Annotated in this window: 19 protein-coding genes; 4 read left to right on the forward strand and 15 right to left on the reverse strand. The window is 70.6% G+C overall.

All coding sequences use genetic code 11. From position 1 onward, the window contains the following. Window positions 1–92: 92 nt before the first annotated feature. Window positions 93–641, forward strand: a complete 549-nt coding sequence (mlaD, locus tag HLA95_RS13545; protein WP_222183623.1) for an outer membrane lipid asymmetry maintenance protein MlaD — start codon at window positions 93–95, stop codon at window positions 639–641. Continuing rightward, entirely contained in the window at window positions 638–1,075 is a 438-nt protein-coding gene (locus HLA95_RS13550) for a DUF2155 domain-containing protein (RefSeq protein WP_191061682.1), read from the forward strand. The genes mlaD and HLA95_RS13550 overlap by 4 nt, the downstream gene beginning before the upstream one ends. Here the strand turns inward: HLA95_RS13550 and aat are convergent. The 6 genes from aat to HLA95_RS13580 all read right to left on the reverse strand — a co-directional run bounded on the left by aat (window position 985) and on the right by HLA95_RS13580 (window position 6,087). Beyond that, window positions 985–1,713, reverse strand: a complete 729-nt coding sequence (aat, locus tag HLA95_RS13555) for a leucyl/phenylalanyl-tRNA--protein transferase (protein ID WP_191061683.1) — start codon at window positions 1,711–1,713, stop codon at window positions 985–987. The two genes, HLA95_RS13550 and aat, sit on opposite strands and share 91 nt — an antisense overlap. Next, window positions 1,713–3,068, reverse strand: coding sequence for an acetyl-CoA carboxylase biotin carboxylase subunit (gene accC / locus HLA95_RS13560; RefSeq protein ID WP_191061684.1), 1,356 nt, complete (start codon window positions 3,066–3,068; stop codon window positions 1,713–1,715). The genes aat and accC overlap by 1 nt, the downstream gene beginning before the upstream one ends. Window positions 3,069–3,073: 5 nt before the next feature. Further along, window positions 3,074–3,550: an acetyl-CoA carboxylase biotin carboxyl carrier protein gene (accB, locus tag HLA95_RS13565; RefSeq protein WP_222183624.1), complete on the reverse strand. Its 477-nt coding sequence runs from the start codon at window positions 3,548–3,550 to the stop codon at window positions 3,074–3,076. Next, window positions 3,550–4,011, reverse strand: coding sequence for a type II 3-dehydroquinate dehydratase (aroQ, locus tag HLA95_RS13570; protein ID WP_255591932.1), 462 nt, complete (start codon window positions 4,009–4,011; stop codon window positions 3,550–3,552). The genes accB and aroQ overlap by 1 nt, the downstream gene beginning before the upstream one ends. A 221-nt stretch (window positions 4,012–4,232) precedes the next feature. Beyond that, on the reverse strand, window positions 4,233–5,228 hold the full coding sequence (locus HLA95_RS13575) for an MDR family oxidoreductase (RefSeq protein ID WP_222183625.1): 996 nt from the start codon (window positions 5,226–5,228) through the stop codon (window positions 4,233–4,235). An 88-nt stretch (window positions 5,229–5,316) separates the two neighbouring features. After that, complete coding sequence (locus tag HLA95_RS13580; RefSeq protein WP_222183626.1) at window positions 5,317–6,087, reverse strand: arginyltransferase; 771 nt, start codon at window positions 6,085–6,087, stop codon at window positions 5,317–5,319. A 176-nt stretch (window positions 6,088–6,263) separates the two neighbouring features. Here HLA95_RS13580 and HLA95_RS13585 point away from each other — a divergent pair, with 176 nt between their 5' ends. Further along, a complete protein-coding gene (locus tag HLA95_RS13585; protein WP_223861623.1) occupies window positions 6,264–7,151 on the forward strand; it encodes an alpha/beta fold hydrolase in 888 nt (295 codons plus the stop codon). A 76-nt stretch (window positions 7,152–7,227) separates the two neighbouring features. Here the strand turns inward: HLA95_RS13585 and HLA95_RS13590 are convergent, their stop codons facing one another. The 5 genes from HLA95_RS13590 to HLA95_RS13610 form a co-directional block, all read right to left on the reverse strand. Beyond that, window positions 7,228–7,542 carry a 2Fe-2S iron-sulfur cluster-binding protein gene (locus tag HLA95_RS13590; RefSeq protein ID WP_159715679.1) on the reverse strand — a complete coding sequence of 105 codons (315 nt, stop codon included), beginning with the start codon at window positions 7,540–7,542 and terminating at the stop codon, window positions 7,228–7,230. Between the two features lie 40 nt (window positions 7,543–7,582). Further along, window positions 7,583–8,647 carry an NAD(P)/FAD-dependent oxidoreductase gene (locus HLA95_RS13595; protein WP_191060863.1) on the reverse strand — a complete coding sequence of 355 codons (1,065 nt, stop codon included), beginning with the start codon at window positions 8,645–8,647 and terminating at the stop codon, window positions 7,583–7,585. Between the two features lie 259 nt (window positions 8,648–8,906). After that, window positions 8,907–10,460 (reverse strand): glutathione S-transferase N-terminal domain-containing protein, encoded by a 1,554-nt coding sequence (locus tag HLA95_RS13600; RefSeq protein WP_222183627.1) that lies wholly within the window; start codon window positions 10,458–10,460, stop codon window positions 8,907–8,909. A gap of 64 nt (window positions 10,461–10,524) precedes the next feature. Beyond that, window positions 10,525–11,331, reverse strand: a complete 807-nt coding sequence (locus tag HLA95_RS13605; protein ID WP_222183628.1) for a hypothetical protein — start codon at window positions 11,329–11,331, stop codon at window positions 10,525–10,527. Between the two features lie 93 nt (window positions 11,332–11,424). Beyond that, window positions 11,425–13,704 carry an NADP-dependent malic enzyme gene (locus HLA95_RS13610; RefSeq protein ID WP_191061364.1) on the reverse strand — a complete coding sequence of 760 codons (2,280 nt, stop codon included), beginning with the start codon at window positions 13,702–13,704 and terminating at the stop codon, window positions 11,425–11,427. A 265-nt stretch (window positions 13,705–13,969) separates the two neighbouring features. Between HLA95_RS13610 and htpX the strand changes: the two genes are divergently transcribed. Next, window positions 13,970–14,902, forward strand: coding sequence for a zinc metalloprotease HtpX (htpX, locus tag HLA95_RS13615; protein WP_222183629.1), 933 nt, complete (start codon window positions 13,970–13,972; stop codon window positions 14,900–14,902). Window positions 14,903–14,949: 47 nt separating this feature from the next. Here the strand turns inward: htpX and HLA95_RS13620 are convergent, their stop codons facing one another. The 4 genes from HLA95_RS13620 to odhB form a co-directional block, all read right to left on the reverse strand. Further along, window positions 14,950–15,447, reverse strand: a complete 498-nt coding sequence (locus HLA95_RS13620) for a hypothetical protein (RefSeq protein WP_222183630.1) — start codon at window positions 15,445–15,447, stop codon at window positions 14,950–14,952. Continuing rightward, window positions 15,444–15,917 (reverse strand): hypothetical protein, encoded by a 474-nt coding sequence (locus HLA95_RS13625; RefSeq protein WP_191061448.1) that lies wholly within the window; start codon window positions 15,915–15,917, stop codon window positions 15,444–15,446. The genes HLA95_RS13620 and HLA95_RS13625 overlap by 4 nt, the downstream gene beginning before the upstream one ends. Before the next feature lie 37 nt (window positions 15,918–15,954). After that, window positions 15,955–17,361, reverse strand: coding sequence for a dihydrolipoyl dehydrogenase (gene lpdA / locus HLA95_RS13630; protein ID WP_191061447.1), 1,407 nt, complete (start codon window positions 17,359–17,361; stop codon window positions 15,955–15,957). A 140-nt stretch (window positions 17,362–17,501) separates the two neighbouring features. Beyond that, complete coding sequence (odhB, locus tag HLA95_RS13635; RefSeq protein ID WP_222183631.1) at window positions 17,502–18,794, reverse strand: 2-oxoglutarate dehydrogenase complex dihydrolipoyllysine-residue succinyltransferase; 1,293 nt, start codon at window positions 18,792–18,794, stop codon at window positions 17,502–17,504. Window positions 18,795–18,809 lie beyond the last annotated feature (15 nt).

The following is an 18,809-nucleotide window of genomic DNA, read 5'->3' on the forward strand; positions in this document are numbered from 1 at the left end:
GGCCCGCCTGGGGCGGGCGAGGTTGAGACATGGCCCGTCAGGCGCTACCTCAGCGCCTGGACGGATCGTCGTACTAGCCGGAGAGGAGCGGCATGGCCCGCAGTATCGTTGAGACCGTGCTGGGCGCGCTCGTGCTGCTGGTCGCGTGCGGCTTCCTGTTCTGGGCCTATGCCCGCAGCGACATCGGCAGCACGAACGGCTACGAGCTGATCGCCCGCTTCGACCGGGCGGACGGCATCGATGTCGGCGGCGACGTCAGGATCAGCGGCGTCAATGTCGGCCGGGTGGTCGCCAAGACGCTGGACCCGCAGAGCTTCCGCGCCGAGGTGCGCTTCACCGTCGGCAACGACGTGAAGCTGCCGACCGACAGCTCGGCCTCGATCTCCAGCGCCAGCCTGATCGGCGGCAAGTACCTGTCGATCATCCCGGGCGGCGACGACCGCGACCTGGAGCCGGGCGGCGTGATCACGCTCACCCAGTCCTCGGTGAGCATCGAGGACCTGATCGGCCGCTACATCTTCAGCCAGGGCGGCAGCGGCTCGGGCGGCGGCGCCGGGGGTGGCTCGGGTAGCGGCGGCGCCGGGGCGAACGGTGCTAGCGGTGGCGGCCAGCCGGCCGACGACATCTTCTCGGCCCCATGATCGTCAGGCGCGCTGCCCGCGCGGTGACGGCGCTGCTGCTGGGAGCCGGCAGCCTGCCGGCGCTGGCGGCTGGGCCCAGCATCCCGAACGACAAGGCGGAGATGCAGGGCCTGGACAAGGTGACCGCCCGGGTCGTGCGCTTCGAGGTGGCGCGCGGGCAGCCGGTCCAGTTCGGCACGCTGCGCATCCAGCTCGACGCCTGCTTCACCTCGCCGCCCACCGAGCAGCCGGAAGCCGCGGCCTTCCTCGAGATCGACGATCTCGACCAGGACCAGGAGGAGCGGATCTTCTCGGGCTGGATGTATGCCTCCAGCCCGTCGCTCCATGCGCTGGAGCACCCGGTCTACGATGTCTGGGTGATCGGCTGCTCGGCACCGCTGGACGTGCCGGCAGGGGCGCCCGAACTGTCCAACCCGGTGCCGGGCGCCGGCTGAACCGGATCGGGCGGGAACTGCGCGCTCAGCATGGTCGCGTGGTGGAGGCGGCGCTGGTACTCGCCCTGCGGGATCTCGATGGCGCCAAAGCGTGCCAGGTGGTCCGTCACGAACTGGGTGTCGAGCAGCACGTAGCCGCCGGCCTTCAGCCGCTGGACCAGTTCGGCCAGCGCCACCTTCGACGCGTCAGTGGCCCGGCTGAACATGCTCTCGCCGAAGAAGGCGGCACCGATCGACACGCCATACAGGCCGCCCACCAGAAGGCCGTCCTGCCAGGTCTCGACGCTGTGTGCCCGCCCGCGCCGGAACAATTCGTTGTAGAGCGCGATCAGCTGATCGTTCAGCCAGGTGCTGGGGCGTATCTCGGTGGGGGCCGCGCAGGCTTGGATCACCTGGTCGAACGCCCGGTCGGCGGTCACCTGGAAGCGGCCGGAGCGGATGGTACGGGCCAGCCGGCGCGGCAGGTGGAAGCGGTCGATCGGGATGATCCCGCGCCGCTTGGGGTTGATCCAGTGGATGGTCGGGTCGTCGCGCGCCTCGGCCATCGGGAAGACGCCCAGGCGATAGGCCGTGAGCAGGATCTCCGGCGTGATCGTCCGTTCGTCCTCGTCCTGGTCGGGCGCCGCCGGGTCCCGCATCACACTACCGGTGGTTCCCATTCGGCGATGAACCGGCCGAGCCAGCCCGTGTCATACTCGCCGGTACGGAAGGCCGGGTTCGCGACCACGGTGCGCAAGAGTGGCAGGTTGGTGTCCACCCCTTCCACCACGCATTCCGCCAGTGCTCGCTCCAGCCGGCGCAGGCAGGTCGCCCGGTCGACGTCGTGGACGATCAGCTTGGCGATCAGGCTGTCGTAATAGGGCGGGACGGTGTAGCCGGCGTAGAGGGCCGAATCCATGCGCACGCCGGGCCCGCCCGGGGCATGGTAGCCGGTCACCCGGCCAGGGGAGGGCGCCAGCGTCTTCGGGTTCTCCGCGGTGATCCGGCACTCGATCGCGTGGCCCAGGAAGCGCACGTCCTCCTGGCCGAACGAGAGCCGCTCGCCGGCGGCCACCCGGATCTGCTCGCGGACCAGGTCGATATCGGTGATCAGCTCGGTCACCGGATGCTCCACCTGCAGGCGGGTGTTCATCTCGATGAAGTAGAACTGGCCGTTCTCATAGAGGAATTCCAGCGTGCCCACGCCGCGATAGCCGAACTTCGCCATGGCCTTGGCGACGAGGGCACCCAGCTTCTCGCGGTCGGCGGCATCGAGGATCGGCGAGGGCGCCTCCTCGATCACCTTCTGGTGCCGGCGCTGGATGGAGCAGTCGCGCTCGCCCAGGTGGAGGACCTGGCCGTGCGTGTCGCACAGCACCTGGACCTCGATATGGCGGGGCGCTGCCAGATATTTCTCGATATAGACCCGGTCGTCGCCGAAGCCCGCCTTGGCCTCGCCGCGCGCCATGCGCAGGGCGTCCAGGAGCTGCGAGCGGTCATGGACTACGGTCATGCCGCGCCCGCCGCCGCCCGATACCGCCTTGATCAGCACCGGCCAGCCGATCTCCTCGGCTGCGGTCAGCGCTTCCTCGTCGCTGGCCACCGGCCCGTCCGTGCCGGGCACGCAGGGGATGCCCAGCTTCTTCGCGGTATCCTTGGCGACGATCTTGTCGCCCATCAGTCGGATATGCTCGGGCGTCGGGCCGATGAAGGTGAAGCCGTGCTCCTCGACCATCTGGCAGAAGTCGGCGTTCTCGGAGAGAAAGCCGTAGCCCGGATGGATCGCCTGCGCCCCGGTGATCTCGGCCGCCGCCAGGATCGAGAGCTTGTTCAGGTAGCTCTCGCCGACCTGGGGCGGGCCGATGCACACGCTCTCGTCGGCAAACCGCACATGCATGGCCGAGGCGTCGGCGGTGGAATGCACCGCGACGGTCTGGATGCCCATCTCGCGGCAGGCCCGCAGGACCCTAAGGGCGATCTCGCCGCGATTGGCGATCAGGATCTTCTTGAACAAGCGGCTCACTCCAGGACGAGGAGTGGTTCACCGAATTCCACGGGTGCTGCGTTCTCCACGAACACCCGGGCCACCCGCCCGGCCCTGGGCGCCCGGATCGCATTCATCACCTTCATCGCCTCGATGATGAGCAGGGTCTGGCCCTCCTTCACTTCCGAGCCGACCCCGGCATAGGGCGGGGCGCCGGGCTCGGGCGCCAGATAGACCGTGCCGACCATGGGCGACTTCACCACGCCCGGGTGGGAAGCGTCCGGCCCGGCCGGCGGGGCGGGTTCGGCCGGGGCCGCGGCCGGTGCCGCCGCTTGGTGGGCCGGGGCCTGCATGTAGACCGGGGCGGTCACGTCCATCGGCGCCATCTGCACCTGCCGGGCGACCCGGACGCGGGTGGTGCCCTGGTTGATCTCGATCTCGGTGAGGCCGGTGCGCTGGAGGAGTTCCGCCAGCTTCTCGATGAAGGAGGTTTCGACGTCGAGCTTGGCCATCAGTGGTCTCGAGCGGCAGCAGGGGACGGGGCGACGAGTTCGGTGGCGGCGCGCAGGGCCAGGAGATAGCCGTGCGGCCCCAGCCCGCAGATCACGCCGGTGGCAACCAGCGACACGTAGGAATGGTGCCGGAAGGGCTCGCGGCGATGCACGTTGGACAGATGCAGCTCGATCACCGGCTTCTCGGCGGCGGCGAGCGCGTCCATCAGCGCCACGGAGGTGTGGGTGAGCCCGCCCGGGTTGATCACGATGGCGTCCGCATGGGTGCGGGCCTCGTGGATCCAGTCGATCAGCACGCCCTCGTGGTTGCTCTGGCGGAAATCGACGGTGATCCCGAGATCGGCGGCTTCGCGCTCGACCATGGCCTGGATCTCCGACAGCCGGGTATGGCCGTAGATCTCGGGCTGGCGCAGGCCGAGCATGTTGAGGTTCGGTCCGTTGAGGACCAGGATGGTGGGCAAGGTCGGGATCGATCGCGGTTATTGATCGTTGTCGGCCACCGCACGCGACGGCGCTCTGCCACGAGCGGCAGGGGCCACCGTCACGAAGACGCTGGCCCGCGGCGAGGGGAGGTAGCACGCGTGCCCGGGCGGGGAAAGAGGCCCGTGCACGCCTGCAGGTGTCGAACCGTTCATGATCCGGCGGCGGGGCCGGGACCGCGACGGGCGGCCCCCCAAGGCGGTCAGCGGCCCGTGTCGACCGCCAGCCGGCCGCGCACTCGGCCGGCCACCAGCTCGGCCGCGGCGTCCACGACCCCGTCCAAGCCGATCGCCTGGGCCACCCGGTCGAGCACGCCGCCGTCGAGGTCACGTGCCAGGCGCTGCCAGGCCGCCTGGCGCGGGCCGAACGGCACCTGGACCGATTCCACGCCGCACAGGCGCACGCCGCGCAGGATGAAGGGGAACACGGTGGTGTTGAGCTCGACCCCGCCGGCATTGCCGACCGCGGCGACACTGCCGCCAGGCACGATCGTCTTGAGCAGGCCGGCCAGCACCTGGCCGCCCACGCAATCCACCGCACCGGCAAAGCGGGCCTTGTCCAGCGGACCCTTGGCGCCCGGCACGAACGGGCTGCGGTCGATCACCTCGGCAGCACCCAGCTCCTGCAGCCAGCCGGCCTCCGCGGTCTTGCCGGTGGAGGCCACGACCTTGAAGCCGGCCTTGGCCAGGAGTGCCACGGCGATGCTGCCGACCCCGCCGCCGGCCCCGGTCACCACCACCTCGCCACCCTCAGGCGTGACACCCTGGCGCTCCAGTTCCTGGACGCACAAAGCGGCGGTGAAGCCGGCCGTGCCGATCGCCATGGCCCGCTTCGCGTCGAGCCCGTCCGGCATCGGCACCAGCCAGTCGGCCTTGACCCTGGCCCGCTGCGCCAGCCCGCCGAAATGGCGCTCGCCCACGCCCCAGCCGGTGAGCAGCACCGGGTCGCCCGGCCGGTAGCGCTCGTCCGAGGAGTCCAGCACCCGGCCGGCGAAGTCGATGCCCGGGATGAACGGGAAGCTGCGCACGATCGGGGCCTTGCCGGTGATCGCCAGCGCGTCCTTGTAGTTCAGGGTGGACCATTCGACGGCCACGGTGACCTCACCCGGCATCAGCCGGCTTTCGTCGAGCTCCGTCAGGCTCGCCTGGGTGCTGCCGTCCGCCTGTTCCAGCAGGATCGCCCTGAACCGGTCCGTCATCGTCTGCTCCGCTGTTCCGGGGGCGCTGCCCCCGCACCTGCCCTGGCCCCGATAGGGCCCCCGCGATAGCAGCCCCGCCCGGCAGGGTTCAACCGGCCGGCGCCGTCGCCGGCGGCTCCGCGGGTTCCGGCAGGTCGACCCAGCCCTCGGCCGTGAGCTGCTCCATCGGCCGGAACCTAGCCTTGTAGTCCATCTTGTCGCTGCCGGCGATCCAGTAGCCCAGATAGACATGGCCCAGCCCCTGGGCCCGGGCGCGCTCGATCAGTTGCAGGATCGTCCAGGTGCCGAGCGAGCGGCGCGGTTCGTCCGGCTCGTAGAACTTGTAGACCCCGGACAGGCCGGAGCTCAGCCGGTCGGTGAGGCTGACCGCGAGCAGGCGGCCGGAAGGGTCGCGGCCTTCCAGGAGGACGGTCGCGACCGCCCAGTCGCCGACCATGGTCTCGAAGTCGACCCGGGTCATGTTGGCCATGCCGCCATCGCCATGCCGCGCACTCAGGTAGCGGCGGAACAGTTGCCAGTGCTCGGCCGTCGGCACGGCCGGCACTTCCTGGACGGTGAGGTCGGCATTGCGGTGGAGCAGCTTGCGCTCGCCCCGCGACGGCACGAAGCGATCGACCGGAATACGTACTGGAACACAGGCGTTACAGCCCGGGCAGGCCGGGCGGTACATCAGGTTCTGGCTGCGCCGGAAGCCCGCCTCGCTCAGCCGGTCGAAGGTTTCGCGCTCCTGGGGATGGCGGCGCAGCAGGGTATAGACCCGCCGCTCGGTGCGGCCGTCCAGATAGGGGCAGGGCGCCGCACCGGTCGTGTAGAACTGGCGCAGCACGTTGCGCTGGCGTGGCTGCAGGTCGACGGACAAGCGGTTCTCCAGCGGCTTCCGACATGAGATGGAGAATCGGCAAGGAATCATCAAGCCGGTTGTGCGCAACCACCGCGTCCGACCCGGGCATTGTCTTGCGGTACCCGCGGCGAGGATTGACCGGCCGGCGGCGGGCGGGGAGGCTGCGGGACAGGTCAGGAAGGAGGGGAATGCCGATGCGCAGCGAACGTCGGACCGTCGCCACCGAGGTGGAGGGGCCGATCGAGCTCCACTGGCTGGAGCATGGCGATCCGGCCGCGTCGCAGGTGGTGGTCTGCGTCCATGGCCTGACCCGCAACGCCCACGACTTCGACCGGATCGCGGCAGCAATGGCCCGCCGCGGCGCCCGGGTGCTGGCGGTGGACGTGCCCGGCCGGGGCGGCAGTGCCTGGTTTCGCGACCCCGACCACTATGCCGTGCCGGTCTATGCCCCGATCCTGCGGACCTGGCTGCAGGAGCTGGGCCTGGACGAGGTCGCCTGGCTCGGCACCTCGATGGGCGGGCTGATCGGCATGGTGGTGGCCGCCGGACCGGACAGCCCGATCGGCCGGCTGGTGCTGAACGACGTGGGCGCGTTCGTGCCCAAGGAGGCGCTCTCCCCGATCGGCGCCTATCTCGGGCTGGATCTCCGGTTCGCCGACCTGGAGGCGGTGGAGCGCCACCTGCGCACCATTCATGCCGGGTTCGGTCGGCATCTGGACGACGGCTTCTGGCGTGAGCTGGCCCGCCGCTCCTCACGGCCGGCCGGGGACGGCCCCGGCTGGCGGATGCATTACGACCCGGCGATCCGGCTGCCCTTCCAGCGCCAGGAGGCCGCCGACATCGACCTGCGCGAGCTCTGGGCGGCGATCCGCTGCCCGACCCTGCTGGTGCGCGGGGCGGAGAGCCCGCTCCTGCCGGCGGCCATCGCCCAGGAGATGACCCGGACGGGACCGAGAGCGGAGCTCGTGACCTTCATGGATTGCGGCCACGCGCCGTCGCTGGCTGAGCCCGAGCAGATCGAGCAGGTGGCGGACTGGCTGTGCGGCCCGGAAACCGGCAACGGATTGATTTCCGTCGTCTGACGTCGATCAGGTCTTCCGGGGCTGCCGGCCTTCGGCCTGCTCAAGGCCGAGGCGGGTCCGCCTGCGCCCGGGCGCTCTAGAACTCCGGTGCCAGGGTGACGGTCAGCCCGTCGAGCTCCGGCTTGAACGGGATCTGGCAGGACAGGCGCGAGTTGTCCTGCACTTGGAAGGCCTCGTCCAGCATGTTGCTCTCGTCGCGGCTCATCTCGGGCAGCTTGGGCAGCCAGTCGGCGGCGACATAAACATGGCAGGTGGCGCAGGCGCAGCAGCCGCCGCAGGCCGCCTCGATCGGCAGGTCGGCCTCGCGCACGATCTCCATGACCGACCAGCCGTCGGTGGCAGTCACGCTGTGCTCGACCCCGTCGCGGTCGATGACGAAGATTTCGGCCATGAGGGCGTTCCGTTCCGATCGTTGAGTGGGCCGGCCAGATTCAGTCCGCGACACCCAGGCGCTTGTGCAGCTCCGTGGACGAGGTCGTGTAGCGGAACACCAGCTTCTGGTCGGGCCGGCAATATTTGTGCGCCTTCTGGCACATCAGGGCCGCCTCGTGGAAGCCCGACAGGATCAGCTTCAGCTTGCCGGGATAGGTGGCGATGTCGCCGATCGCGAAGATCCCGGGCTGCGAGGTCTCGAACGCCTCGGTGTCGACCGTGATCAGGTTGCGCTCGAGGTTCAGGCCCCAGGACGCCAGCGGGCCCAGCTCCATCTTCAGGCCGAAGAAGGCCAGGAGCGTGTCACAGGCGATCCGCTCCTCGCCGCCGCTGGTCTGCTTGAGCGTGACCCCTTCCAGCTGGCCGTCCGTGCCGTGCAGCTCGGCGATCTGGCCGAAATGGAGGCTGGTGGCGCCCTCGGCGACCAGTGCCCGCATCTTCTCCACCGAATCCGGGGCGGCGCGGAACTCGTCGCGCCGATGCACCAGGGCGGTGGACGCTGCGATCGGCTGGAGGCTCAAGAGCCAGTCCAGCGCCGAATCGCCACCACCCGCGACCAGCAGGTGCTTGCCGCGGAAATGCTCCATCTTGCGCACGGCATAGTGCAGGCTCTTGCCCTCGAACGGCGCCGCACCCGGCAGCGGCAGGCGGCGCGGCACGAAGCTGCCGGCACCCGCCGCGATCACGATCACCGGCGCTTCCAGCACGGTGCCGGCCGAGGTGACCAGCCGCCAGTGGCCGTCGTCGAGCCGGGTCAGGCTCTCGGCCTGCTGGTTCAGGTGGAACTCGGGATGGAACGGCCGGGCCTGCTCCAGCAGGTTGTTGGTGAGCTCCTCGCCGGTGCAGCGCGGGATCGCCGGGATGTCGTAGATCGGCTTGTCCGGGTAGAGCTCGATGCACTGGCCGCCGGGCTTGTCGAGATTGTCGACCAGATGGCAGCGCAGGCCGAGCAGCCCGGCCTCGAACACCGCGAACAGTCCGGTGGGTCCGGCACCCACGATCACCATGTCGGTGCGGATCGGCGCGTCGGTGGTGGGGGCCGCTTGGGGCTCGGTGGCAGACATGCGGGTTCCAGGAAGGGACGAGGATCTGGTCGATGACGGCCGCAACCTAGAGAAACCGCGCCCCACGGGGAAGAGCCAGGGCAGAGGGTGATGCCGGGAGCCCCGGCACCTGCCCGAAGCTGCCTGTCCCGGCCTGGTGCCGGATCATGCCGGGGAGCTTGGCGTACGGCCCGCTGGCCGCTCCGAAGGCGCCAGGGCCTTAGCCCGGCCCCGGCACCGCGCCCCTCGCGGGAACGGGTGCAAGGCCGCAGTCATGGGCTCAGCGCCGGCGCTGGCCGGAATAGCCGATCGGCTTGATCACGGAAGGCCGGATCGTGCGGGGCGGGACCGGTCCGGCCTCCGCAGGCGACCGCTCCTGGCCAGCCGTGTCCGACCTTGGCCGCGCCGCCGGTGCCTCGGTGCCGGGGCGCAGGGCGGCCGGCCGTCCCGGCTCGGGCTCGGCCGGCCGCTCCCGGCCGCCACTCAGCGCCCGGGCGAACCGATTGTCCGGCCGCGTGGCCGCATCCGCACCGGCCGCACCCGGCCGACGCAGCCGCTGGCCAGGCATGTCGGTCCCGGAACCCCCTGCTGCCGCCGTCCCGCCCTGGCCCGGTACCCGCGCATCCGGCGTCTGCGGGCGGGGCCAAGGCGCACCCGGGCCCGGCGTGCCCGGCCCTGGCGGCAGGCCGGCGGGCGCCCGGCCGGCCGGTGGCGCAGGCGCGACCCGATCCCGCGGCGCATCTGGCTGGCCAGCCATGCCGGCAGGCCCGCCAGCGCCGGGTGATGCCGTACCGGACATGGGCGGCCGCGGGGCAGGTGCCGCGGGATCGGGCAAAGGCTCGCGTGCCGTGGAGAGGGCGGTGGCGTCGAGCGGCGATCGGGCGGGAGCAGGGTCGTCCAGATAGGCGATCGGCGGCCGGTCGACCTCGTCCAGCCGCGGGCCGGGCACCGCGCTTCGGCCAGGTGGCGGGGCCGTCTCCGCTGAAGCACCGCTCGCCGTCCCCCTGGCTGCCGTCTCGGGCCGAACGCGCGCCGCGGGGGCTGGTGCTGCCGGTACGTGTGCCGTGGTGGTGGCAGGGGCGGTCGTGCCGGCCGGCGCCTGGGCCAGAGGGGCAGTGCCGGCTGGCGTCAGGAGCGCCACCAGTGCCGGGATCGGCTCCGGCGGGCGGCGGTGGAACGGCTCGGCCCGGATCCGCTCGAACGCTGCCACCTCGGACACCGCTTCGGCGGCCCATTCCTGCAGCGGCGCCAGCTCCGCCACCGCGGCGACATAGGCGGCGCAGGCCGGATCCTGGGGTGGGAGGGCATAGGTGACGAAGCGGGTGACGATCGGGGCCGCGACGGCATCCACGGCGGTGAACCGGCCGAACAGGAACGGGCCGCGCGCCGCCACGGGACCGGTGCGCAGATCGGTCCAGATCTGCCGGACCCGCTTCAGGTCGCTGGCGACGCCGCGCATCAGCCGCCCCGGCGGGCCGAACCGCGCGATCAGGTCCATCGGCAGGAAGCGGTGCAGCGCGTCCAGCCCGTCCAGCAGCTCGGACGCCACCGAGCGCGCCAGCGCCCGCTCCGCCGGGTCGTCCGGCCAGAGCTCGGGGTGGCGCTCGGCCAGCCATTCCAGGATCGGCAGCACGCCCGAAACGGTGGCCTCGGGCTCGACCAGCACGGGCAGCCGCCCGTGCGCCGTGAAGCGCTCCAGCAGCTCTTCGGTTTCCGGGCGGCCGAGCGGGACCAGCACCTCCTCGAAGCGCAGCCCGAGCGTCCGCATCGCCAGCCAGGCGGCCAGCGACCCGCCGCAGGCATTGCGGCTGCCGATCACGAGGCGGGTGGTCATGCGGCGGCAGCCGGCTGGACCAGGGCCGCCGGATGGCCGCTCAGGCCAGGATGCGGCTGCCCGGTCACGACTGGGGCACGTCCTCGGCAGCCCTCGGCATCTCGCACCACAAGACCTCCTGCCGGTAGGCGGCCAGCACCGTCTGGATCGGCTCGGGCTGGCTGCGGCAGTTCCAGTCCTCGCCATCGACCACCGCAGCATAGCCCAATGCGTCGCGCAGTTGCAGCAGTCCCGCCACATCGGCGCGCGGGTCGACCCGGCCGTCGCCGTCCAGGTCCTGGCCCAGCATCAGGGTCGCCAGGCGCGCCTGCAGCTCCGCGCTGGCCGCACGCCGCTCGTCTTCCGGCAGGTGCTGGTCGGCCAACTGTTCCAGCACCCGGTCGGTGACCGCGATGTCGAAGCGCAGGCCGGTCACGATCTGGCTCACGCCACGATACCAGTCGCCCTGCCACTCGGTCTGGCCGGGCCCGGCCTCGAGGCTGGCCTCGACGAGGTCCAGGGCCTGGGACAGATCCTGGACGGCCACCGGTTCCTGCTGGCCACGCGCCATCAGCAGCGGCCGCAGGTCCTGCGCGTCCTGTGGCGGGAGGCCGTCCGGCCCGGGGACGCGGGCCAGCCGGATCGCCTGCGCCACCGCGGCCTCGGCGGTGGGCAGCGCCCCGCCGCCGCTCTCCGTGGCGGGATGGCGGCCGAAGATCAGGGCGAACGGTGCCGGGTCGAGCGCTGCTTCCGCCGGCAGCGCCTCCGGCACGACCGGTGCCTTCTGCGTTGCGCAGGCCGTCAGCACCAGGGCCAGCAGTGCCGCCCAGCCGCACCGCTTCCAGCCACAGCGCTTCCATTCTTGGCGCCTGTTGCCGTCATCACCGCTCATCGACCGCTCCCACTGCCCCCGTGGGAACCGAGCTTGCCCGAAAATCCCTAACGATCTGCTACCTCCGCACGGTTCGGGCGTCGCCCGTGCCCGTCAGGCCGCAACCACCGCGGCATCCGCTTCGGTGGCGGTGATCGCGTCGTGTGCCGCGAGCGCCGCCATGTTGAGGATGTCCGAAACCGTGGCGTTCATCGGCACGATCTGGATCGGCCGCTTCAGCCCCTGGAGCAGCGGTCCGATCACCGTGCCGCCGCCCAGCTGCTGCAGGAGCTTCGACGCGATGTTGGCCGAATGCAGCGCCGGCATGATCAGCACGTTGGCCGGCCCCTTCAGCCGGCAGAAAGGATAAAGGGCCATCAACTCGGGGTCGAGCGCCACGTCCGCGGCCATTTCGCCGTCATACTCGAAATCGACCTGACGGCGGTCCAGCTCGATCACCGTGTCCCGCACCCGTTGCGCCTTGGACACGGGCGGGTTGCCGAAGCTGGAGAAGGACAGGAGCGCCACCCGCGGCGTGAAGCCCAGCTGACGGACGACCTTCGCGGTCTGGATGGTGATGTCGGTCAGCACCCGGGTGTCGGGCAGCTCGTGCACGGTCGTGTCCGCGATGAACACGGTCTTGCCGCGCGCCAGCATCATGGTCATGCCGAAGATGCGGTGGCCGGGCTTGGGATCGATCACCCGGAGGATGTCGTCCAGCACGTCGTTGTAGTTGCGGGTGAGCCCGGTCACCATGGCGTCGGCGTCGCCCATCGCCACCATGCAGGCGCCGAACACGTTGCGGTCCTGGTTCACCAGCCGTGCGCAGTCGCGATAGAGCAGGCCGTTGCGCTGGGTGCGCTGGTAGAGGAAGTCCGTGTAGGCGCGGTTCTTGTCCGACAGCCGGGCGTTGTGGATCTCGATGCCGTCCAGGTTGGACAGGCCGATCTGGGCCATGGTGTTGCGCACCCGGTCCTCGCGGCCGATCAGGATCGGGGTGCCGAGGCCGGTGTCGCGCCAGGCCAGCGCGGTGCGGATGGTCTTCTCCTCCTCGCCCTCGGCGAACACCATGCGCTTGGGCTGCGCCTGGACCCGCTCGAACACGAGCTGGAGGCGGGACGCGGTCGGGTTGAGCCGCGAGCGCAACTCCCGGCGGTAAAGGGTCATGTCGACCGGCTTGCGGGCCACGCCGCTGTCGATCGCGGCCTTGGCCACGGCCAGCGGCACCGTGCTGATCAGGCGCGGGTCGAACGGGGTCGGGATCAGGTACTCGCGGCCGTACTGGAGCTTGCGGCCGCGATAGGCGGCATGGACCTCGTCCGGCACGTCCTCACGCGCCAGGGCCGCGATCGCCTCGGCCGCGGCGATCTTCATGGCCTCGTTGATGGTCCGGGCGCGCACGTCGAGCGCACCGCGGAAGATGTAGGGAAACCCTAAGACGTTGTTGACCTGGTTCGGGTAGTCGGAGCGGCCGGTCGCCACGATCACGTCGCCGCGCACCGCGTGCGCCTCCTCCGGCGTGATCTCCGGGTCGGGATTGGCCATGGCGAAGATGATCGGGTCCTTGGCCATGGAGCGGATCATGTCGGCGGTGAAGGCACCCTTGGCCGAGAGGCCGAACACCACGTCGGCGCCACGCATGGCATCCGCGAGCGTCCGGGCGTCGGTGTCGACCGCATGGGCCGACTTCCACTGGTTCATGCCCTCGGTGCGGCCGCGATAGATCACGCCCTTGGTGTCGCACAGGATGACGTTGCCCGACGGCAGCCCCATCGACTTCACCAGCTCGGCACAGGCGATCCCGGCGGAGCCGGCACCATTGACCACGAGGCGGATGTCCTCGATCGAGCGGCCGGTGAGGTCGAGCGCGTTGATCAGGGCGGCCGCCGCGATGATCGCGGTGCCGTGCTGGTCGTCGTGGAAGATCGGGATGTCGCAGAGCTCGCGCAGCCGCTCCTCGATGATGAAGCATTCGGGTGCGCGGATGTCCTCCAGGTTTACCCCGCCGAAGGTGGGGGCCGTGATCTGGACGCATTTGACGAACTCGTCGACGTCGCGCGTGTCGAGCTCCAGGTCGATGCTGTCGATGTCGGCGAAGCGCTTGAACAGGACCGCCTTGCCTTCCATCACCGGCTTGCCGGCCAGCGCCCCCAGGTCGCCCAGGCCCAGCACGGAGGTGCCGTTGGACACCACGGCGACTAGGTTCGCCTTGGCGGTGTAGAGATAGGCGGCTGCCGGATCCTTCTGGATCTCCAGGCAGGGCACCGCCACGCCCGGCGAATAGGCGAGGCTCAGGTCGCGTGCGGTAGTAAGCGGCTTGGTCGGCGTAATCTCGATCTTGCCGGGCTTGCCGCGGGCGTGGAGATCCAGGGCCTCTTCTGCCGTGACGCTCATGCCGCCCTCGCCAGCGGTCGTCGTGCCCCGCTCGCCCTTGCGCTCTTCCATTGCCGTCCCCTAGCGCCGCTGATCCGGGGCCGGCCGGCAGCGGCTTGCTGGGGTCGGCCGGCCCTCCCGTCCGAGTTGCCACGGGCCGGTACGGCAGGACAAGGGCGTGCTGCTGCCGTGCCGGCCACCCGGGACGATCTTGCGGCAGCCCTGCGCGGGCCTAACTGATCATCGAGACGGGCTCGTGAATAACGGCCAGGCCCTGGAGTTGAGCATGGCGACGTTGCGCACCTTCCTGCTGCTGGCGGCGATGACTGCCCTGTTCCTGGTCGTGGGCTATGCGATCGGCGGTGGCACGGGTGCGGTGATCGCGCTGGTCATGGCGGCCGGCACCAACCTGTTCGCCTGGTGGGGCTCAGCCGACATGGTGCTGCGCATGTACCGGGCCCAGCCGGTGACCCCGATGGCAGCACCCGAGCTGTACCGGCTCGTGGCGGAGCTGGCCGGCCGGGCCAGCCTGCCGGTGCCCAAGGTCTACCTGATCGAGAGCGACCAGCCCAATGCGTTCGCCACCGGGCGCGACCCGGACCATGCGGCGGTCGCGGTGACCCGGGGGCTGATGCAGGCCATGTCGCGCGACGAGCTGGCCGGCGTGATCGCGCACGAGCTGGCGCACATCAAGCACCGCGACACGCTGACCATGGCGGTGGCGGCGACATTTGCCGGTGCGATCGGCTTTCTCGCCCAGTTCGGCCTGTTCTTCGGCGGCAGCCGGGACCGCGACCATCCTCTGGGCGGCATCGGCCTCCTGCTGGCGATGATCGTGGCCCCGCTGGCGGCGATGCTGGTGCAGATGGCGATCAGCCGGGGCCGCGAGTTCGAGGCGGACCGCGAGGGGGCGGCCATTTGCGGCAATCCCCGAGCACTGGCCAGCGCGCTGCAGCGGATCGAGCAGATCGCGGCCGGGACCTATGTCGGCCAGGCGGAGCGCAATCCGGCCACCGCACATCTGTTCATCATCAACCCGCTGCATGGCGGCGCCCTGGCCGGCATGTTCCGGACCCACCCGCCGACCGCGGAACGGATCCGGCGGCTGCTGACGCTGGGCGGTGCTGGCCATGCCGGGATGGCGGGCTTTGCCGCCCGCCCCGCCGCCAGCCCGCGGCCGGGCGGTCCCTGGGGACGCCGGGCCGGACCCTGGGGGTAATTGGGACGAAGGATCAGGGAAACGAGCTGGCGTGAGACGCAGCGCGGTCAGCCGCGGTCGTCACCCGGAGCGCTGGGGGCGCGCTTGAGCGGCAGCGGCAGGCCCGGCTCGCCGGCCACGTCCGGCTCCAGGTAGAGCGCGTCGTTCACGATCGTGCCGAGCAGCGGCACGTCGCTGACCAGCGCCTCCTTCTTCTCCAGGCGGACCACCCCGTCGTTCGAGGTCCATACCCATTCGCTGAGGCCGGCGGCGCTGACCGAGGTCGCGGTGCCGTCCGCCCGGAACTGGATCGTCCCGGCGGCGGTCTGGACGATCCGGTCGACCTCCGCGCGCATCGCCTGCTCGGCCTGGGCGCGGGCGTCGGTCGGCAGGGTCTGGAACTGCTCGGCGACCACCGCATCCACATCCGCACGCAGCGCCGCCTCGTCCAGCACCCAGGTGCCCAGCAGCGAGGCCTCGGCGCGGGCCGAGGTCGCCGCGAGCCCGATGCAGGTCGCCAGGAGCAGGGCAGGGAGGGGCAGGCGGCGGAGCCGGCGGATGATCACCGGGCCGGCACCAGCACGAGGGTCATGTCGGCCAGTGCCGCCTGGTGCGGGTCGTTCCGGTCGACCTCGAAGCCCAGCGTGATCCGGTCCTCCTGCACTTCGCCGGTCAGGTCCGGGCTGTTCGGATCATCGTCCTCCACATGGAGCCGGTCGCCTTCCATCCGCCAAGTGCCCTGGTCGGGCGCGTCCTCGTCGGGATCGGTGATGACCACCTTGCCGTCCGCGCGGAAGTCGAAGGTGGCAGCGAGGCTGGAGGCCATCTCGTCGCGCATTGCGTCACGCTGCCCGACCATGCTGGCGCGGGCCTCGTCCCGCTCCTCCTCGGGCACCGCCTGCAACAGGCTTTCGATCAGTCGGTCGAGGGCCTGCTCGAGCGACGCCTGGTCCAGGCGCCAGACGCCCACCGGGCTGGGTGCCGCCAGGGCCGGGATGGCCAGGAGCAGGCAGACGATCAGGATCAGGACGCGCAACCCGTTTCCCTCCCGGGACGGCAGATGAGCCGGATTGTCACATGTGGATCGGCTTGGCAAACGCGGCGAGCGCCGCCTCCTTGATCGCCTCTTCCAGGGTCGGGTGCGGATGGCTGGTGCGGGCCAGGTCCTCGGCGCTGGCGCCGAACTCCATGGCGACCGTGACCTCGTTGATCATGGTGCCGGCATCGGCCGCGATCATGTGACAGCCCAGGATCTTGTCGGTGCCGGCCTCGGTCAGGAGCTTGACGAAGCCGTCGGTCTTGCCGACGGCGCGGCCGCGCGAGTTGGCCATCATCGAGAACTTGCCGACCTTGTACTCGACCCCGGCGGCCTTGAGCTGCTCCTCGGTCTGGCCGAGCGCCGCCACCTCGGGGTCGGTGTACACGACGCCCGGGATCAGGTTGTAGTCGATGTGCGGCTTCTGCCCGGCCAGGATCTCGGCCAGCGCCACGCCTTCCTCCTCGGCCTTGTGCGCCAGCATCGGCCCGCGAATCACGTCGCCGATCGCATAGATGCCCGGCACATTGGTGCTGAAGTCGTCCTGGGTGGAGATGCGCTGCCGCTCATCCAGGGCCACGCCGGCCGCCTCCAGGCCCAGGCCCTCGGTGTAGGGCCGCCGGCCGATCGAGACGAGCACCACGTCGCACTCGATCACCTCGGGCTCGCCGCCCTTGGCCGGCTCGACCTGGACCTTGAGCAGGTCACCGGAGCTGTCCACGCCGGTCACCTTGGTGCCGAGCTTGAAGGTCATGCCCTGCCGGGCCAGCAGGCGCTGGAAGGTCTTGCTCACCTCGCCGTCCATGCCGGGGGTGATCCGGTCCAGGAACTCGACCACGGTGACCTTGGCACCCAGGCGCCGCCAGACCGTGCCCAGCTCGAGGCCGATATAGCCGCCGCCGATCACGACCAGGTGCTCGGGCACCTTGTCCAGGTCGAGGGCACCGGTCGAGGAGACGATCCGCTCCTCGTCGATGGTCACGCCCGGCAGGGGCATGACGTCGGAGCCGGTGGCGAGGATGATGTTCTTGGCCGTGACCTGCTGGCTGCCGCCGGCATTCAGCGCCACCTCCATGGCATTGGCGCCGGTGAGGCGGGCATTGCCCTGGATGTAGTCGACCTTGTTCTTCTTGAAGAGGCCCTCGATGCCCTTGGTCAGGTTCTCGACGACGTCGTCCTTGTTGTCGAGCATGGCGCCGAGATCGAGTTCGACGCCCTTGGCGCGGATGCCGACCTTCTCGAAATGAGTCCGCGCCTCCTCGTAGAGGTGCGAGGTGTGCAGGAGCGCCTTGGAGGGGATGCAGCCGATGTTCAGGCAGGTGCCGCCCAGCCGGCCGCGCTTTTCCACGCAGGCGACCTTCATGCCGAGCTGGGCCGCCTTGATCGCGCCGACATAGCCGCCGGGCCCGCCGCCCACCACCACGACGTCGTACGGCTCGCTCATCCTGTCCCTCCCGCAGCCCCAAGCGAGGGGCCGGCCCGATTACACTGCACGTTGGATGGGTTGTGGCACCCGTCGCCGGGCCGCAGCGCGCTGCCCTGCCGCCATCGGTGGCGGCAGGGCCGGCCGCGGCCCCTGCCGGCTCACGCCTCGATCAGCAGGCGCTGCGGGTCCTCGATGGTCTCCTTGACCCGGACCAGGAAGCTCACCGCCTCGCGGCCGTCGATGATCCGGTGGTCGTAGCTGAGTGCCGTGTACATCATCGGCCGGGCCTCGATCCGGCTGCCCGGCAGGACCATGGGCCGCTCCTGGATCTTGTGCATGCCCAGGATGCCGACCTGCGGCGGGTTCAGGATCGGCGTGCTCATCAGCGAGCCGAAGATGCCGCCATTGGTGATCGTGAAGGTGCCGCCGTTCAGGTCCTCCATGCTGAGCTTGCCGTCGCGGGCGCGCTTGCCGAGGTCGGCGATCTTCTTCTCGATGTCGGCGAGCGAGGCGGCATCCGCGTCGCGCAGCACCGGCACCACCAGGCCCTGCTCGGTCGAGACCGCCACGCCGATGTCGTAGTAGTGCTTGTAGACGACCTCGTCGCCGTCGATCTCGGCGTTGACCGAAGGATAGGCCTTCAGCGCGTCGATCACCGCCTTCACGAAGAACGACATGAAGCCCAGCTTGATGCCGTGCTTCTTCTGGAAGTTCTCCTGGTACTTCGAGCGCAGGGCCATGACCGCGCTCATGTCGACCTCGTTGAAGGTCGTGAGCATGGCGGCGGTGTTCTGCGCCTCCTTCAGGCGCTCGGCGATCCGCTTGCGCAGCCGGGTCATGCGGACCCGCTCCTCGCGCGCGGAACGCTGCACCGGTGCTGCAGGCGCCTGGGCGGCCGGCGCCGGAGCGGCGGATGGCTGGGGAGCGGGGGCCTGGGCGGCAGGGGCGGGTGCGGCCGCCGCCTTCTGCACGTCGGCCTTGGTGACGTTGCCCTTGGGGCCGGTGCCGGGCACGCTCGCGAGGTCGATGCCCGCCTCGCCAGCGAGCTTGCGCGCGGCCGGGCCGGCCTGGTCGGCGCCACCGCCCGCCGCATGGGCGGTCGGGCTTTCCACCGGCGTTGCCGGCTTGGCGATCCCGCCGGCCGCACCCTCCTGAGGGGCCGGCTGCTTGGCCTCGATCACCGGTGCCGCCGCCTGGCCGTTGCCGGCGGAGGCACCTTCGTCGATCGAGCCCAGCAGCGCGTCCACCGCGACATCGGTTCCTTCGGCAGCACTGATCTCGGCGATGACGCCGGCTACCGGGGAGGGGACCTCGAGGTTGACCTTGTCGGTCTCCAGCTCGACCAGCGGCTCGTCCACCGCCACGCTGTCGCCGACCTTCTTCAGCCACTTCGCGACCGTGGCCTCACTCACGGATTCGCCGAGCTTCGGCACCCGGATCTCGACGCTCATCGCATTCCCTCTCGT

It is taken from the genome of Geminicoccus harenae, from assembly GCF_019800005.1.
Taxonomy (GTDB): domain Bacteria; phylum Pseudomonadota; class Alphaproteobacteria; order Geminicoccales; family Geminicoccaceae; genus Geminicoccus; species Geminicoccus harenae.

Coding starts and splice junctions, on each gene's coding strand:
- HLA95_RS13585 (WP_223861623.1), top strand. CDS start 6,264: ATGCGCAGCGAACGTCGGACCGTCGCCACCGAGGTGGAGGGGCCGATC.
- mlaD (WP_222183623.1), top strand. CDS start 93: ATGGCCCGCAGTATCGTTGAGACCGTGCTGGGCGCGCTCGTGCTGCTG.
- HLA95_RS13600 (WP_222183627.1), bottom strand. CDS start 10,460: ATGACCACCCGCCTCGTGATCGGCAGCCGCAATGCCTGCGGCGGGTCG.
- HLA95_RS13550 (WP_191061682.1), top strand. CDS start 638: ATGATCGTCAGGCGCGCTGCCCGCGCGGTGACGGCGCTGCTGCTGGGA.
- aat (WP_191061683.1), bottom strand. CDS start 1,713: ATGCGGGACCCGGCGGCGCCCGACCAGGACGAGGACGAACGGACGATC.
- HLA95_RS13590 (WP_159715679.1), bottom strand. CDS start 7,542: ATGGCCGAAATCTTCGTCATCGACCGCGACGGGGTCGAGCACAGCGTG.
- HLA95_RS13595 (WP_191060863.1), bottom strand. CDS start 8,647: ATGTCTGCCACCGAGCCCCAAGCGGCCCCCACCACCGACGCGCCGATC.
- HLA95_RS13605 (WP_222183628.1), bottom strand. CDS start 11,331: ATGAGCGGTGATGACGGCAACAGGCGCCAAGAATGGAAGCGCTGTGGC.
- HLA95_RS13610 (WP_191061364.1), bottom strand. CDS start 13,704: ATGAGCGTCACGGCAGAAGAGGCCCTGGATCTCCACGCCCGCGGCAAG.
- HLA95_RS13575 (WP_222183625.1), bottom strand. CDS start 5,228: ATGACGGACCGGTTCAGGGCGATCCTGCTGGAACAGGCGGACGGCAGC.
- lpdA (WP_191061447.1), bottom strand. CDS start 17,361: ATGAGCGAGCCGTACGACGTCGTGGTGGTGGGCGGCGGGCCCGGCGGC.
- htpX (WP_222183629.1), top strand. CDS start 13,970: ATGGCGACGTTGCGCACCTTCCTGCTGCTGGCGGCGATGACTGCCCTG.
- odhB (WP_222183631.1), bottom strand. CDS start 18,794: ATGAGCGTCGAGATCCGGGTGCCGAAGCTCGGCGAATCCGTGAGTGAG.
- accB (WP_222183624.1), bottom strand. CDS start 3,550: ATGGCCAAGCTCGACGTCGAAACCTCCTTCATCGAGAAGCTGGCGGAA.